We start from the raw sequence: 15,541 nt of genomic DNA, 5'->3' as shown, positions 1-15,541 counted from the left end.
GCACCAGGCGATCCCCGGGGCCGGCGGGGTGCGGCCGGACCCGGGGCGGCGCCGCCGGTGTCCTCAGGCCAGGCTCTCCCGCCACGCGCGGTGCAGGCCCGCGAACCGGCCCGTGCCGCCGATGAGTTCGGCCGGTGAGCCGTCCTCCACGATCCGGCCGTGCTCCATCACCAGAACCCGGTCCGCGATCTCCACGGTGGACAGGCGGTGCGCGATCACGACCGCCGTGCGGCCGTGCAGCACCGTGTCCATCGCCCGCTGCACCGCCCGCTCGCCGGGGATGTCCAGCGAACTCGTGGCCTCGTCGAGGATCAGCACGGCCGGGTCCGCGAGCAGCGCCCGCGCGAAGGCCACCAGCTGGCGCTGGCCTGCGGAGATCCGGCCTCCCCGCTTACGGACGTCCGTGTCGTAACCGTCGGGCAGGGAGCTGATGAAGTCGTGCGCCCCGATGGCCTTGGCCGCGTGCTCGATCTCCTCCGGCGTCGCTTCCGGGCGGCCGATCGCGATGTTCTCCGCGATGGTCCCGGAGAACAGGAACGCCTCCTGGGTCACCATCACCACGCCCCGCCGCAGCTCGGCCGTCGCCAGCTCGCGCAGATCGGCGCCGTCCAGGAGGACCCGGCCCTCCGTCGGGTCGTAGAAGCGGGCCAGCAGCTTGGCCAGCGTCGACTTGCCCGCACCGGTCGAACCGACCACGGCCACGGTCTGGCCCGCCGGCAGGGTCAGATCGAAGCGCGGCAGGACCTCGCCGCCCGTGCGATAGGCGAACCGCACCCCCTCGAAGACGACCTCCCGGCCCGGATGCTCACCGGCGAGGGGCGGCAGCGCCTTCGGGGCCACGGGCTCGGGCACCGAGGGCGTCTGCGCCAGCAGACCCGCGATCTTCTCCAGCGAAGCCGCCGCCGACTGGTAGGAGTTGAGGAACATCGCGAGCCGGTCGATCGGGTCGTACAGCCGCCGCAGGTAGAGCACCGCGGCGGCCAGCACACCGAGTGCCAGCGTGTCCGACGCCACCCGGTAGGCGCCCCAGAGCACCATCGCCGCCACCGCCGTGTTGGCGACGAGCCGGGAGCCCACGACGTAACGGGCCATCTCCAGCAGCGCGTCGCCGTTCCGCCGCTCGTGACGGCGGTTGAACACCGCGAAGTCCTCGTCGTTGGCGCGCTCCCTGCGGAACGCCTGCACCGGCCGGATCCCGTTCATCGTCTCGGCGAACTTCACGATGACCGCGGCGATCGCCGACGAACGCGCCGAGTACGCCTTGGCCGCCCGGCGCCGGTAGGTCCGCACCAGCAGGTACAGCGGGGCGAAGGACGCCACGGCGATGGCGCCGATGCCGACGTCGAGCCAGAGCAGCATCAGGGAGATCGAGACGAACGACAGGACCACGCCGATGAGTTCCTGCAGCCCCTCGCTCAGCAGCTCCCGCAGGGATTCCACGTCCGTGGTCGATCGGGAGATCAGCCGGCCCGAGGTGTAGCGCTCGTGGAAGTCCACACTCAGCGCCTGCGCGTGCCGGAAGATCCGGCCGCGCAGATCGAGCAGCACGTCCTGGTTGATCCGGGCGGCTGCCCGGATGAAGGCGTACTGGAGCAGTCCCGCACCGACGGAGCACACCGCGTACCCGATGCCCACGGCGGCCAGCGGGCCGTAGTCGTGGTCACGGAACGCGGGCACACCGCTGTCGATGGCGTACGCGACGAGCAGTGGCCCCGCCTGTACGGCGACCTGCTGGACGAGCAGCAGGAGGGAGGCCACGAGCACCCTGGCCCGCAGCGGTGCGAGCAGGGAGGTCAGCAGCGCCCGGGTGGCGCCCGGGGGAGCGGGCAGGGCGTCGGCGTCGAACGCGTCCCCGTCGCCCCCGGCCGCACCGGGCTCCCTCCCCGGGACGTCCTCGTCGGCGAGGGCGGGGCCGTCGGCAGTCGTACTGGTCATCGGGTGCTGCCCTCCTCGGAGACGAGAACACCGGTGTTCCGGTCGCCGGACATCAGCCAGGCGTACTCGGCGTTGGTGCGCAGGAGTTCCTGATGGGTGCCCACGGCACTGATCCGGCCCCCGGACAGCAGGGCCACCCGGTCCGCCAGCATCACCGTGGACGGCCGGTGGGCGACGACCACGGCCGTCGTCTCCTCCAGCACCCGCCGCAGCGCGGCCTCCACCAGCGTCTCCGTATGCACGTCCAGGGCGGAGAGCGGGTCGTCGAGCACCAGGAAGCGTGGCCGGCCGACCACGGCGCGGGCCAGGGCGAGGCGCTGACGCTGTCCCCCGGAGAGGCTCAGCCCCTGCTCGCCGACCTGGGTGTCGACGCCCTGCGGCAGTTCGTGCACGAAGTCGGCCTGCGCGACCGACAGGGCCCGGCGCAGCTCCTGTTCGCCGGCGCCCTCCGCGCCCATCAGCACGTTCTCCCCGACGGTCGCCGAGAAGAGGGTGGGTTCCTCGAAGGCCACCGACACCAGCTCACGCAGCCGGGGCCGTTCGATGGCCGCGATGTCCTCGCCGTCCAGCAGGATGCGGCCGGCGGTGACCTCGTGCAGCCGGGGGACGAGGGCGGTCAGTGTCGTCTTCCCGGAGCCCGTGGCGCCCACCAGGGCCATCGTCTCGCCGGGCCGGATCCGGAGGTCGACGCGGGCCAGGACCGGCGGTGAACCGGGCTCGGCGTCGGGGTAGCGGAACTCCACCCCTTCGAAGACCATGCCCTCACCGGCCCTCTCGGACGCCTTGCCCGGGGCCCCGGACTCCGGCTCCTCCGCGACGTCCATGACCTCGAAGTAGCGGTCGGCGGCCGTCGCCGACTCCTGGCTCATCGCCAGCAGGAAGCCGATCGACTCGACCGGCCAGCGCAGCGCCAGGGCCGTCGACAGGAACGCGACGAGGGTGCCCGCGGACAGACTGCCGTCCGCGACCTCGATCGTGCCGAGCACCAGCGCCGCGCCGATCGCCAGCTCCGGGATGGCCGTGATGAGCGCCCAGATCCCGGCGAGCAGCCGCGCCTTGCCCAGCTCGGTGGTGCGCAGCCGCCGCGCGAGCGCGCGGAAGGCCAGCGCCTGGCTGCGGTTGCGGCCGAAGCCCTTGACGATCCGGATGCCCAGCACGCTCTCCTCGACGACCGTCGTCAGATCGCCGACCTGGTCCTGGGCCTTGCGCGCCACCAGGGCGTACTTCGTCTCGAAGAGCGAGCACAGGACCATCAGCGGAACGGCCGGCGCGAGCAGTACCAGCCCCAGTGACCACTCCTGGGCGAACAGGATGACGAAACCGACCAGAATCGTCGTGGCGTTGACCAGCAGGAACGTCAGCGGAAAGGCCAGGAACATCCGCAGCAGCATCAGATCCGTCGTCCCGCGCGAGAGCAGCTGCCCCGAGGGCCACCGGTCGTGGAACGCCACCGGCAGCCGCTGGAGGTGGCGGTAGAGGTCGGCACGCATGGACGCCTCGACACCGGCAAGCGGCCGGGCCACGAGCCACCGGCGGAGCCCGAAGAGCCCGGCCTCGACGATTCCCAGCAGCAGCAGCCAGAGCGCCCCCAGCCATACGCCGCCGGGGTCGCGGTCCGCGACGGGACCGTCCACCATCCACTTCAGGACCAGCGGGATCACCAGCGCGAGACAGGACGCGAGAACCGCGACGAGCGCCGCGCTGATCCAGCGCACACGCACCGGTCTGACATAGGGCCACAGGCGCAGGAGGGAGCGCACGGCGGACCGGTCCGTGGGCTCTGCAGGCTTCTCGGGCATCAGGACCGAGCCTATGGTTCACCACTGACATCGCTCACGTGGTTTTCCGGTCACACGCCGCTGGTCGGAGTGACCGGTCAACCGATCGGCTGATGCGCTGTCGAGCGTGACGGCGGATACCGGCGCCTGCCGCCCGCCGGAATCCTTACGGGCATGGCAATCATCGAAGTGCACGGGGTGCACAAGGCGTACGGTGGCCGCCCCGCGGTCGACGGGGTGAGTTTCACCGTGGACGAGGGGGAGATCTTCGGGATCCTCGGCCCCAACGGAGCCGGCAAGACCACCACCGTCGAATGCGTCGAGGGACTGCGGGTCCCCGACTCGGGCACCGTCCGCGTCGCCGGCCTCGATCCCGCCGTGGACCGCGAAGCCCTCACCCGACTGCTGGGCGCGCAGCTCCAGGAGAGCGAGCTCCAGCCCAAGCTGACCGTGCGCGAGGCGCTCGAGCTCTACAGCGCCTTCTATCCGCGCCCCGCCGACCGGCAGGCGCTCGCCGAACGGCTCGGCCTCGGCGACCACCTCGACCGCCGGTTCGCCAAGCTGTCCGGTGGCCAGAAGCAGCGCCTGTTCATCGCGCTGGCCCTCGTCGGGAACCCGCGCGTGGTCGTGCTGGACGAACTGACCACCGGCCTCGACCCCCGGGCCCGACGGGACACCTGGCGGCTCATCGAGGAGATCCGGGACAGCGGGGTGACCGTGCTCCTCGTCACCCACTTCATGGAGGAGGCCCAGCGGCTCTGCGACCGGGTCGCGGTGATCGACAAGGGCCGCGTCGTGGCGCTCGACACCCCCGGCGGGCTGACCGGCGGAGCGGCGGGCTCGACCACCATCTCCTTCACCCCCTCGGAGCCGGTCGCACACGCCGGACTCAAGACGCTGCCGGGTGTCGTCTCCGTCGACGTCTCCGGTTCCGGGGGCCAGGTCGTCATCCACGGTACGGACGACACGGCCAACGCCGTGATCACGCTCCTGGCCCGCCTGAACATCACCGCGCGTCAGCTGCGCATCGCCGAGGCCGGCCTGGACGACGTCTTCCTCGACCTCACGGAATCGGAACACACCTCATGACCATGACCACGACCGCCGGAGCCCGCCGCCCCACCCCGCTCGCCGCCGTTCTCAGGACGGAGACCCGGCTCTTCCTGCGCGAGCCGGGCAGTCTGTTCTGGATCCTGGTGTTCCCGACGGCCATCCTGGCGATCCTCGGCCTCATCCCGTCCTTCCGGCAGGACGATCCCGCCCTCGGCGGCCGCAGCGTCATCGACCTGTACGTGCCGGTGGCCACACTGCTCGCCATGATCATGGCCGGCCTGCAGGCCATGCCGCCGGTCCTCACCGGTTACCGCGAACGCGGCATCCTGCGCCGGATGTCGGCCACCCCCGTGCGGCCCTCGGCCCTGCTGGCCGCGCAGATCGTCCTGCACGGCGCGGCCTCACTGGGCTCGGCGGTACTGGTCATGGCCGTGGGGCGGATCGCCTTCGGCGTCCGGCTGCCGGGGCAGGCGTTCGGCTACCTGCTGGCGCTCCTCCTCGCCGTCGCCTGCGTCCTCGCCCTGGGCGCGACCATCTGCGCTCTGTCCCGGACGTCCAAGGTCGCGACCGCCGTCGGTTCGGTGGCCTACCTGCTGATGATGTTCACCGCCGGGGTCTGGGTGCCCGTCCAGACCATGCCGGACCTGCTCCGCGCGATCGTCGAGTTCACCCCCTTCGGCGCCGCCTCCCAGGCCATGGACCAGGCGGCCTCGGGGAACTGGCCGGGCGGAACACACCTGCTGGTGATGGTCCTGTGGACGGCCGTACTGGGAAGGGCGGCGACCCGGCTCTTCCGCTGGGAGTGACCCGGGACATGACACGGGGTGAGACTGTGGCCCCGGACGAGGCGACGGAGGCACGCATGAACATCGGGACGCTGGCGGAACGGTTCCACCGGTACGGTCCGTACGCCCTCCTGGGAGTCGCCGTCCTGATGGCCGCACTGTCCGCCGGGGTCGTCGGCATGACCGCGACGGACCTGTACGCCGCGGCGGTCCTGGCCTCCGCGGCCCTCGTCCTTCAGATGTGGTGGGGCCGGACCCGGCAACTGCCCGCGCACGAACGGGCCGGCCAGGTCTACTACGTGCTGCGGACCGTGCTCGGCTTCGCCCTCTGCTGGTGCAACCCCTTCTTCTCCATCTACGCCATCGTCGGCTACTTCGACGTCGCCACGCTGGTCCCGCGGCGCTTCGTCCGGCCCGGGCTCATGTGCACCGCCGTCACCATGGCAGGAGCGCAGTCCGGCAGCGGACTACCGCCGGCCTCCCTCACCAACTGGATCGCCTTCGGAGCGCTCTTCGCCCTCCACTCCGTCCTCGCCATCTTCTTCGGCAACCTCGGGGACCGGGAGGAGGAGAAGGCCCGGCGGCAGAAGCAGACCATCACCGAACTGGAGCTCGCCAACACCCGGCTGGAACAGGCCCTCGCCGAGAACGCGACCCTGCACGCCCAACTCCTGCTCCAGGCGCGGGAGGCAGGGGTCGCCGATGAGCGGCGCCGGCTCGCCGCCGAGATCCACGACACCCTCGCGCAGGGCCTGACGGGGATCATCGCCCAGCTCCAGGCCGGCGCCTCCGCCCCCGACCCCGCGGTGGCCCGGGAACACCTCGACCGTGCGGCGGCCCTCGCCCGGCACAGTCTCGGCGAGGCGCGCCGCTCCGTGCACAACCTGGTACCCGCCGCGCTGGAGGAGGACGACCTGCCCGGTGCGCTGAAGAAGACGGTGGCCGGATGGGCGGAACGCACCGCGGTGCGCGCCGGGTTCACGGTCACCGGCACGGTCGAACCGCTCCACGACGAGGTCGGCGCCACCCTGCTCCGCATCGCCGAGGAGGCCCTGGCCAACGCCGCCCGGCACGCCGGGGCGACCCGGGCCGGAGTCACCCTCTCGTACATGGGTGACGAGATCACCCTGGACATACGCGACGACGGCTGCGGCTTCGACCCGCTCGCCCTGCCCCCGCACAGCGGCACGGGCGGTTTCGGCCTCGGCGGGATGCGGGCCCGCGCCGAACGGATCGCGGGCACGGTGGAGATCGAGACGGAACCCGGCCGGGGCACGGCCGTCTCCGCCCGGGTGCCGCTGGTCCGGCGCACCTGACGCCGCGTAACCTGGGGCCGATATGACCGATGCCCCGAGAACCGAGCGCGTCATCACACTTCTCCTCGTCGACGACCACCCCGTCGTACGGGACGGCCTGCGCGGCATGTTCGCCCCGGCCCCCGGCTTCGAGGTGCTCGGCGAGGCCGCCGACGGAGTGGCCGCCGTCGAGCTGGCCACCCGCCTGGACCCCGACGTCGTCCTGATGGACCTGCGGATGCCGGGCGGCGGGGGTGTGGCCGCCATCGCCGAGCTCGCCCGGCTCGGCGCCCGCTCCAAGGTGCTCGTCCTCACCACGTACGACACCGACTCCGACACCCTGCCCGCCATCGAGGCGGGCGCGACCGGCTACCTCCTCAAGGACGCGCCCCGCGACGAGCTGTTCACCGCCGTACGCGCCGCCGCCGACGGCCGCACCGTGCTGTCGCCGGCCGTCGCCTCCCGGCTCGTCTCACGGGTGCGCGCCCCGGGCGCACCCGGTCAGGAGTCGCTCTCCACGCGTGAGCGCGAGGTGCTGCGGCTCGTCGCCAAGGGCACCTCGAACCGGGAGATCGCCGCCGAGCTGTTCATCAGCGAGGCGACCGTGAAGACCCACCTCACCCATGTCTTCGCCAAGCTGGGCGCGAAGGACCGCGCGGCGGCCGTCGCCGTGGCCTACGAGCGCGGCATCCTCGGCTGAGACCTGCCCGGCCCCTCACTCCGCCACCCGCAGCAGCAGTACCGACCTTCCCGCCACCATGAGCTCCGTGCCGCCCCGGTGGAGCGTGCCGGGGCCCGTGGCCTGCTCCTCGCGCGAGGTGTCCAGCACCAGTTCGTAGGCCTGGGCCCAGGGCGGGCCGGGCAGCCGGAACGCGTAGGGCCGGTGGTCCGCGTGCAGGACCGCCAGGAAGCTGTCGTCGGTGATCTGCTCGCCCCGGGCGTCCCGGCCCGGGATGTCGCGCCCGGAGAGGTAGAGCCCGAGCGTCGCGGCCGGTGCGTACCAGTCGCCCTCCGTCATCTCCGCGCCCTGCGCGGTGAACCACGCCAGGTCCCGCAGGCCGTCCGGGGCCTGCGGCGTGCCCGCGAAGAAGGCACGGCGGCGCAGCACCGGATGGCGGTGGCGCAGGGCCAGGACCCGGGCGGTCAGCTCGGTCAGCTCCCGCCAGCGGGGCTCCTCCAGGAGCGACCAGTCCAGCCAGCTGACCTCGTTGTCCTGGCAGTAGGCGTTGTTGTTCCCGCCCTGGGTCCGTCCCATCTCGTCGCCCGCCACCAGCATCGGCACCCCGGTCGACAGGAGCAGCGTCGTCAGGAGGTTGCGCAGCTGCCTCAGGCGCAGGGCGTCGACCTCCGGACCGCCGCTCTCGCCCTCGGCGCCGCAGTTCCAGGAGCGGTTGTCGTTCGTGCCGTCGCGGTTGCCCTCGCCGTTGGCCTCGTTGTGCTTGTTCTCGTAGCTGACCAGGTCGCGCAGGGTGAAACCGTCGTGCGCGGTGACGAAGTTGACCGAGGCGTACGGCCGCCTGCCGCCCCAGGCGTACAGGTCGCTCGACCCGGTGAGCCGGTAGCCGATGTCGCGTACGTCGGGCAGGGCGCCGCGCCAGAAGTCGCGTACGGCGTCGCGGTAGCGGTCGTTCCACTCCGTCCACAGCGGAGGGAACGCGCCCACCTGGTAGCCGCCGTTGCCGACGTCCCAGGGTTCGGCGATCAGCTTCACCCGGCGCAGCACCGGGTCCTGGGCGATCACCGCGAGGAACGGGGAGAGCATGTCGACGTCGTGCATCGAGCGGGCGAGCGCCGCCGCCAGGTCGAAGCGGAAGCCGTCGACACCCATCTCCGTCACCCAGTAGCGGAGCGAGTCCGTGATCAGCCGGAGGACCTGCGGCTGCACCACGTGCAGGGTGTTCCCGCAGCCGGTGTAGTCCGCGTAACGGCGGGCGTCCTGCTGGAGGCGGTAGTAGCCGCGGTTGTCGATGCCGCGCAGGGACAGCATCGGGCCGAGCTCGCCCGCCTCCGCCGTGTGGTTGTAGACGACGTCGAGGATCACCTCGATCCCGGCGTCGTGCAGGGCGCGCACCATCTGCTTGAACTCGCCGACCTGCTGTCCCGTCGTGCCACTCGCCGCGTAGTCCGCGTGCGGGGCGAAGTAGCCGATCGAGTTGTAGCCCCAGTAGTTGTGCAGTCCGCGCCGCAGCAGGTGGTCCTCGTGGGCGAACTGGTGGACCGGGAGGAGTTCGACGGCGGTCACACCGAGGCGGCGGAGGTGGCCGATCGCGGCGGGGTGGGCGAGCCCGGCGTAGGTGCCGCGCAGCTCGGGCGGGATGTCCGGGTGGAGCCGGGTGAAGCCGCGTACGTGCAGTTCGTAGATGACCGTGTCCGCCCACGGGGTCTTGGGCCTGCGGTCCTCCGCCCAGTCGTCGTCGTCATGCACGACGACGGCCTTGGGGACGTACGGCGCGGAGTCCCGGTCGTCCCGCACGGTGTCGGCGACGTGCTGCTCGGGCCAGTCCCTCACATGGCCGTACACCTCGGGCGGCAGGGTGAACGAGCCGTCCACCGCACGGGCGTACGGATCGAGGAGCAGCTTCGCCGCGTTCCAGCGGGCGCCGGTCCAGGGGTCCCAGCGGCCGTGCACCCGGTAGCCGTAGCGCCGGCCCGCGCCGACGCCGGGAACGAAGCCGTGCCAGATCTCATGCGTCAGCTCGGTCAGCGGGAGACGGGTCTCGGCGCCCCGCTCGTCGAAGAGGCAGAGCTCGACGGCTTCGGCCCCACCCGCCCAGAGGGCGAAGTTGGTGCCCGCCACACCGTCCGGACCGACCCGGAAGCGTGCTCCCAGCGGCATCGGGGCACCCGGCCATACGGGTGGTTCGTCTCCTTCGTCCTTCACGGCCGACCGGGTGTCCACCACCCTCCCCGTCGTACGCGGTGTTTCCTCCTGCTCGGCTGTGCTCGACACCTCTAGCCTCCTGCGGCTCGTAGGAGCGGCCACCCGCCGTAGGAGTGCGCGGCGTCCCGGCCGCGGTCTTCCGAGCGGTGTCCTCCCCTCTGTTCTGCCCATCGGCGGGCCCGCACTCACGTTTCCCCCGGGCGGCCACGTCGTTGGGGGAGCGTGAACCACGTAGCGAAGAGAGCACGGGCGGGTTCGGCCGCCGTGCTGACATGGGCAGGACTGTTCACCGTGTGGGCCGTACTGACGGGCTGCACCGAGGCGACGTCGCTCTTCGGGGACGGCCGGTCACCCGGCGACGCCATCCGGATCGTCCCGAAGGACGGCGCCGAGAACGTCGGCGCCGACAGCCGGCTCGGAGTGACCGTCCCCGACGGACGGATCGAGCGGGTGAAGGTGACCCGGATGGAGGACGCGGAACACCAGGAGGTGCCGGGCCGGATCTCGGAGGACGGCCGTTCGTGGGCCCCCCGGGACGACGGATACCGGCTCGGGCTGGCCGGGAAGTACAGCGTGGAGGCCGTCGCCGTCGACGAGGACGGCCATCGCTCGGCCCGCAGCACCACGTTCACCACTCTGGTCCCCAAGGACCGGTTCATCGGCTATTTCAAGCCGGAGAACCGGTCCACCGTGGGCACCGGGATGATCGTCTCCTTCGACTTCAACCGGCCCGTCAAGAACCGGGCCGCGGTGGAGAAGGCCATCAGGATCACCACTGAACCCCGCGTCGAGGTGGTCGGTCACTGGTTCGGCGAGGACCGGCTCGACTTCCGCCCGGCCCGCTACTGGGAGCCGGGCACCGAGGTCACCGTCGATGTGGGCCTGCGCGATGTGGAGGGCGCGCCGGGGGTGTACGGCAGCCAGAAGAAGAAGGTGGCCTTCCGGGTGGGCCGCTCCCAGACGTCCGTGGTGGACGCCCGTGCGCACACCATGGAGGTACGCCGCGACGGCGAGGTCGTCAGCACGGTGCCGATTACCGCGGGCGCCGCGAAGACGACCACGTACAACGGGAAGATGGTGGTCTCCGAGCTGCACGACGTGACCCGCATGGACGGCAGCACCGTGGGCTTCGGCGGTGAGTACGACATCAAGGACGTGCCCCACGCCATCCGGCTGACGAAGTCGGGGACCTTCCTGCACGGCAACTACTGGGAGTCCCCGGACATCTTCGGCTCCGAGAACACCAGCCACGGCTGCATCGGACTGCGCGACGTGAAGGGCGGCAGCTCGGACACCCCGGCCGGCTGGTTCTTCGAGCGCACTCTCGTGGGCGATGTGGTCGAGGTGGTCAACTCCCCCGACAAGACCGTCGCCGCGGACAACGGCCTCGGCGGCTGGAACATCGACTGGCCCCGGTGGAAGGCGGGCTCCGCCCTGCGCTGACCCCCGCCCGACCAGGGAAGGTCCCGGAGGCGAGCCCTCCGGGACCACCCTCGGGCAGTGCGGCGCGACTTGGGACCGAACAGTGACATTCCGGGGAACTCCTCCTTACGCGCGGTGTGATTATCTAGCGCCGAGCGTGCATGTACAGCGCGTGGGGGTGCGGGCCATGGCGGGGCCAGGCCGTGCGAGGGGAGACGACCACATTGAACGGGCAGCCGATATCGGGGGCATGGACCGACGCGGGCGGGGGGCGGCGCGGGCGCGGGACCCGGGGCGTCCTCGCGCTGGGACTGGGTGCGCTGCTGTTGCTGGTGACCGCGTGCGGCGGCGACGGGAACGCCGCGGACAAGGACGGCGGTAAGGCGGGCGGGAAGGTCGACGACACCAGCGCCTCGCAGGCGGTGGTGACGATCGCGCCCAAGGACGGCGCCGACGACGTGGCGACCAGCGGGGCGCTGAAGGTCTCGGCGGCCGAGGGCAAGCTGAGCACGGTGAAGGTCGCGGACCCGAAGGGCAAGGCGGTCGAGGGCAAGATCGCCGCGGACGGTCTCAGCTGGGTGCCTGACCGCCACCTGGCCGCCGCCACCAAGTACACCGTGCACGCGGTCGCCAAGGACGACAAGGGCCGTCAGTCGGCGAAGGACACCAGCTTCACGACGCTGGTCCCGCAGAACACCTTCATCGGCCAGTACACGCCCGAGGACGGTTCGACCGTCGGCGTGGGCATGCCGGTGTCGATCCACTTCACCCGGGGGATCACGGACCCGGCGGCCGTGGAGAAGGCGATCAGCGTGAAGGCGGAGCCCGCCGTGCGGGTCGAGCCCCACTGGTTCGGCAACGACCGCCTCGACTTCCGCCCCGAGAAGTACTGGGCGGCGGGCACGAAGGTGACCGTGCGACTCGACCTCGACGGTGTCGAGGGGCGGCCGGGGGTCTACGGCAAGCAGGCCAAGACCGTGAAGTTCACCATCGGCCGCAGCCAGGTCTCCACGGTCGACGCGAGCTCCCACCGCATGAAGGTGGTCCGTGACGGCAAGCAGATCAAGGACATCCCGATCTCGGCGGGTGCCCCTGCCACGACCACGTACAACGGTCAGATGGTCATCAGCGAGAAGCTCAAGGTGACCCGGATGAACGGCGACACCGTCGGCTTCGGCGGCGAGTACGACATCAAGGACGTGCCGCACGCGATGCGCCTGTCGACGTCGGGCACCTTCATCCACGGCAACTACTGGGGCGCGTCCAGCATCTTCGGCTCGACCAACACCAGTCACGGCTGTGTCGGTCTGCGTGACGTGCGCGGCGCCTGGGACAGCAAGACGCCCGCCGCGTGGCTCTTCGACAACTCCCTGATCGGGGACGTCGTCATCGTGAAGAACTCCCACGACAAGGTGATCCAGCCGGACAACGGCCTCAACGGCTGGAACATGGACTGGTCGGAGTGGATCAAGTAGATCCGTTCCGTGCGCGGGCCCGGTGCTGTGACCAACGGCACCGGGCCCCTCCGCGTTAGCGGCGGTTAACCTGCCTCCCATGACCGTAACCCTCGAAGTACAGGACAACGTCGGCACGATCCGCCTGGACCGGCCGCCGATGAACGCTCTGGACGTCGCCGTCCAGGACCGGCTGCGCGAGCTCGCCGAGGAGGCGGGCCGGCGTGACGACGTGCGGGCGGTGATCCTCTACGGCGGCGAGAAGGTGTTCGCGGCGGGCGCGGACATCAAGGAGATGCAGGCGATGGACCATGCGGCGATGGTCGTACGCTCCCGGGCCCTCCAGGAGTCCTTCACCGCCGTGGCGCGCATCCCCAAGCCCGTGGTCGCCGCCGTCACCGGCTACGCCCTGGGCGGGGGCTGCGAGCTCGCGCTCTGCGCCGACTTCAGGATCGCCGCGGAGAACGCGAAGCTCGGCCAGCCGGAGATCCTGCTGGGGCTGATCCCCGGCGCCGGCGGCACCCAGCGCCTGGCCCGGCTGGTGGGGCCGTCCAAGGCCAAGGACCTGATCTTCACGGGCCGTCAGGTGAAGGCCGAGGAGGCCTTGGCGATCGGCCTCGTGGACCGCGTGGTGCCCGCGGCCGAGGTGTACGAGCAGGCGCGCGCCTGGGCGGCACGGCTCGCCAAGGGGCCCGCGCTGGCGCTGCGGGCCGCCAAGGAGTCCGTGGACGCCGGGCTGGAGACGGACATCGACACCGGGCTCACGATCGAGCGGACCTGGTTCGCAGGGCTGTTCGCCACCGAGGACCGCGAGCGCGGCATGCGCAGCTTCGTGGAGGAGGGCCCGGGCAAGGCCGAGTTCCTCTGACCCAGCGTGAGTTGCGTACAGGGGCGCGCACGTTCATCCGTGCGGGCGGATTAGCTGGACCTTAAGAGAACCTTAAGGCGGGACGCCCACTCGGCTTGTGCAATTACCCGGCCTTCCGCTCCCGCCCCAGGTGGGCATGGCTGGACAGGGGGCCGTTCTGCCGCTGGCATATGCCGGAGAACCGGCGCGGAGTGACTGGTTCCGGTAGAGGGATTCTGCCGGAACGGTCACGGAGAGCGTTCTGTGCGTCCATGATGGGTGGCATGGCGGGCCTGGAGGGTGTGGAGCAGTCGCGACAGCGCGGCGGTGCGACAGCGGCGCGATGGACGACTGCCGTCGAAGACGAACAGGCGTTCAAAGCACTGGAGTTGTTCGGAAATCCGACGGAGGGTGAAGTCCGTCTGCCCTCCCGTCCGGAGTCCGCCGCCACCGCCCGGCGCATCACTTCGTGCGTGATGCTGCGTCAGTGGCAGCTTCCTCCGCAGGCCGCCGAACACGGTGTGCTACTGGTCTCCGAGCTCGTGGGCAACGCGGTACGGCATACCGGGGCGCGGGTTTTCGGCCTGCGGATGCTGCGCCGCCGCGGCTGGGTGCGGATCGAGGTGCGCGACCCCTCGCGCGGGCTGCCGTGTCTGATGCCCGTCCGTGAGATGGATGTCAGCGGGCGGGGACTCTTCCTGGTCGACAAGCTTTCCGACCGGTGGGGTGTGGATCTCTTACCGCGCGGGAAGACTACCTGGTTCGAGATGCGCACCGTCGATCGCTGACGCGTCGGCCGCTGGACACGCAGAAGCCCCCGGTCCGCCTGGGTGGTGGCGTGTCGGGGGCTTCTGGGGGGACCGTGGAATGGGGGGTGTGTCCACGGCCGCACAGGGGACCTGGCTCGGGTCGGAGGAGGTCGCGTCCCCGACTATGGCAGATGGGCGACCTCGGAGCCAAAGCCTCAAAGCGGGCATTCCGCAATGAAGGTATCTATTTGGTTTGTGAATCGCAGGTGTGATGGGTCACTCGCCTGGCATTCTCACCGTATCGATCCGCTTCTCTCGGTGATTCATTGATCACCTCCTGGAGGCGACCACACCTGGCCGCCCCGGAATCTCCTCGAGTTCCGCCTTACTGTGTCTCGGGTCCCGGCGAAATCGCACCCGAACCGACCCGCGAGGTGGACGCCCATGAGCGGTCTCAGGACACCGGTGCCCCGGCGCGGCGCGCTGCGCACGGCGGCCGGAGCGCTCCTGGCGGGCACCTCCGCGACGGGCTGCGCACAGGACGCCGCAGTGCGGCCCCCGGTCCCGGCGGCCGCGCGGAACGGCGAGAGCCCCCGGAGCGCGGCCCGCCCGACCGCCACCCCGCGGCGCTTCCCCGGGCAGCCGGTGCAGATCGAGCACGGCCCCCGCGGCCGCGCCCGGGTCGCCCTCACCTTCCACGGCCAGGGAGACCCCGCGCTGGCCCAGGCCGTCCTCGCCGCAGCGGAACGGGCCGGCGCCCGGCTCACCGTCCTGGCCGTCGGCAGCTGGCTCGACCGGCACCCCGGCATGGCCCGCCGGATCCTCGACGGGGGCCATGACCTCGGCAACCACACCCAGAGCCATCTCGACATCAACGCGATGGACGAGACGCGGGCGTACGAGGAGATCACCGGCTGCGCACGGCGCCTGCGCCGGCTCACCGGCTCGATCGGCACCTGGTTCAGGCCGTCGCGCGCCCGGTACGCCACCCCGCTCGTCCAGGACCTCGCGCGCCGGGCCGGTTACCCGCACGTCCTCTCCTACGACGTGGAGTCCCTCGACTTCACCTCGCCAGGGGTCGCGGCCGTCACGCGCAAGGTCGCCGGCGAACTCCGCAACGGCTCCGTGGTGAGCCTGCACTTCGGCTACCGGGACACCATCGCCGCGCTGCCCCTCCTCCTCACCGAGATCGACCGCCGCCGGCTGCGTGCGGTGACCGCCACGGAGCTGCTGAGCTGAATCCTCCCGTCCGCCGAGGAGCCCACGGGCCGGGGGCGGGCGAGGTCGCCCGCCGGATCCGCCGTCCGGGACGCCGGATAATCTGACCTCCGTCAACGACGCT

The 15,541-nt window shown here is 71.4% G+C and carries 12 protein-coding genes; 9 read left to right on the top strand and 3 right to left on the bottom strand.

Going from position 1 to position 15,541, the window contains the following annotated elements; genetic code table 11:
* Positions 1-63: 63 nt before the first annotated feature.
* Entirely contained in the window at positions 64-1,935 is a 1,872-nt protein-coding gene (locus ACZ32T_RS18510) for an ABC transporter ATP-binding protein (protein WP_467265942.1), read from the bottom strand.
* Complete coding sequence (locus tag ACZ32T_RS18505) at positions 1,932-3,734, bottom strand: ABC transporter ATP-binding protein (protein ID WP_467367803.1); 1,803 nt, start codon at positions 3,732-3,734, stop codon at positions 1,932-1,934. Before ACZ32T_RS18505 ends, ACZ32T_RS18510 begins: the two co-directional genes overlap by 4 nt.
* A gap of 153 nt (positions 3,735-3,887) precedes the next feature.
* Here ACZ32T_RS18505 and ACZ32T_RS18500 point away from each other — a divergent pair, with 153 nt between their 5' ends.
* The 4 genes from ACZ32T_RS18500 to ACZ32T_RS18485 are packed head-to-tail and all read left to right on the top strand — an operon-like array spanning position 3,888 to position 7,546.
* A complete protein-coding gene (locus tag ACZ32T_RS18500) occupies positions 3,888-4,802 on the top strand; it encodes an ABC transporter ATP-binding protein (protein WP_467265938.1) in 915 nt (304 codons plus the stop codon).
* A gap of 2 nt (positions 4,803-4,804) precedes the next feature.
* A complete protein-coding gene (locus ACZ32T_RS18495) occupies positions 4,805-5,572 on the top strand; it encodes an ABC transporter permease (protein WP_467266244.1) in 768 nt (255 codons plus the stop codon).
* 56 nt (positions 5,573-5,628) lie between these two features.
* Positions 5,629-6,867 (top strand): sensor histidine kinase, encoded by a 1,239-nt coding sequence (locus tag ACZ32T_RS18490; RefSeq protein ID WP_467265936.1) that lies wholly within the window; start codon positions 5,629-5,631, stop codon positions 6,865-6,867.
* 22 nt (positions 6,868-6,889) lie between these two features.
* Positions 6,890-7,546, top strand: coding sequence for a response regulator (locus ACZ32T_RS18485; protein ID WP_467265934.1), 657 nt, complete (start codon positions 6,890-6,892; stop codon positions 7,544-7,546).
* A gap of 15 nt (positions 7,547-7,561) precedes the next feature.
* On the opposite strand, the gene glgX is transcribed toward ACZ32T_RS18485, so the two are convergent.
* Complete coding sequence (gene glgX / locus ACZ32T_RS18480) at positions 7,562-9,796, bottom strand: glycogen debranching protein GlgX (RefSeq protein WP_467367800.1); 2,235 nt, start codon at positions 9,794-9,796, stop codon at positions 7,562-7,564.
* A gap of 153 nt (positions 9,797-9,949) precedes the next feature.
* Between glgX and ACZ32T_RS18475 the strand changes: the two genes are divergently transcribed.
* From ACZ32T_RS18475 to ACZ32T_RS18455, 5 genes are all read left to right on the top strand, one after another.
* Entirely contained in the window at positions 9,950-11,170 is a 1,221-nt protein-coding gene (locus ACZ32T_RS18475; protein WP_467367798.1) for a L,D-transpeptidase, read from the top strand.
* Between the two features lie 203 nt (positions 11,171-11,373).
* A complete protein-coding gene (locus ACZ32T_RS18470; protein ID WP_467265928.1) occupies positions 11,374-12,624 on the top strand; it encodes a L,D-transpeptidase in 1,251 nt (416 codons plus the stop codon).
* A 79-nt stretch (positions 12,625-12,703) separates the two neighbouring features.
* A complete protein-coding gene (locus ACZ32T_RS18465; protein ID WP_365932649.1) occupies positions 12,704-13,471 on the top strand; it encodes an enoyl-CoA hydratase/isomerase family protein in 768 nt (255 codons plus the stop codon).
* 251 nt (positions 13,472-13,722) lie between these two features.
* Positions 13,723-14,238: an ATP-binding protein gene (locus ACZ32T_RS18460; RefSeq protein WP_467265924.1), complete on the top strand. Its 516-nt coding sequence runs from the start codon at positions 13,723-13,725 to the stop codon at positions 14,236-14,238.
* Between the two features lie 405 nt (positions 14,239-14,643).
* A complete protein-coding gene (locus ACZ32T_RS18455; RefSeq protein WP_467367796.1) occupies positions 14,644-15,438 on the top strand; it encodes a polysaccharide deacetylase family protein in 795 nt (264 codons plus the stop codon).
* Positions 15,439-15,541: the final 103 nt, after the last annotated feature.

Source organism: Streptomyces sp. NPDC023573 (assembly GCF_055559735.1).
Note: the sequence above shows the minus strand (reverse complement) of the source record. Positions and strands in the feature narration are given on the sequence as shown.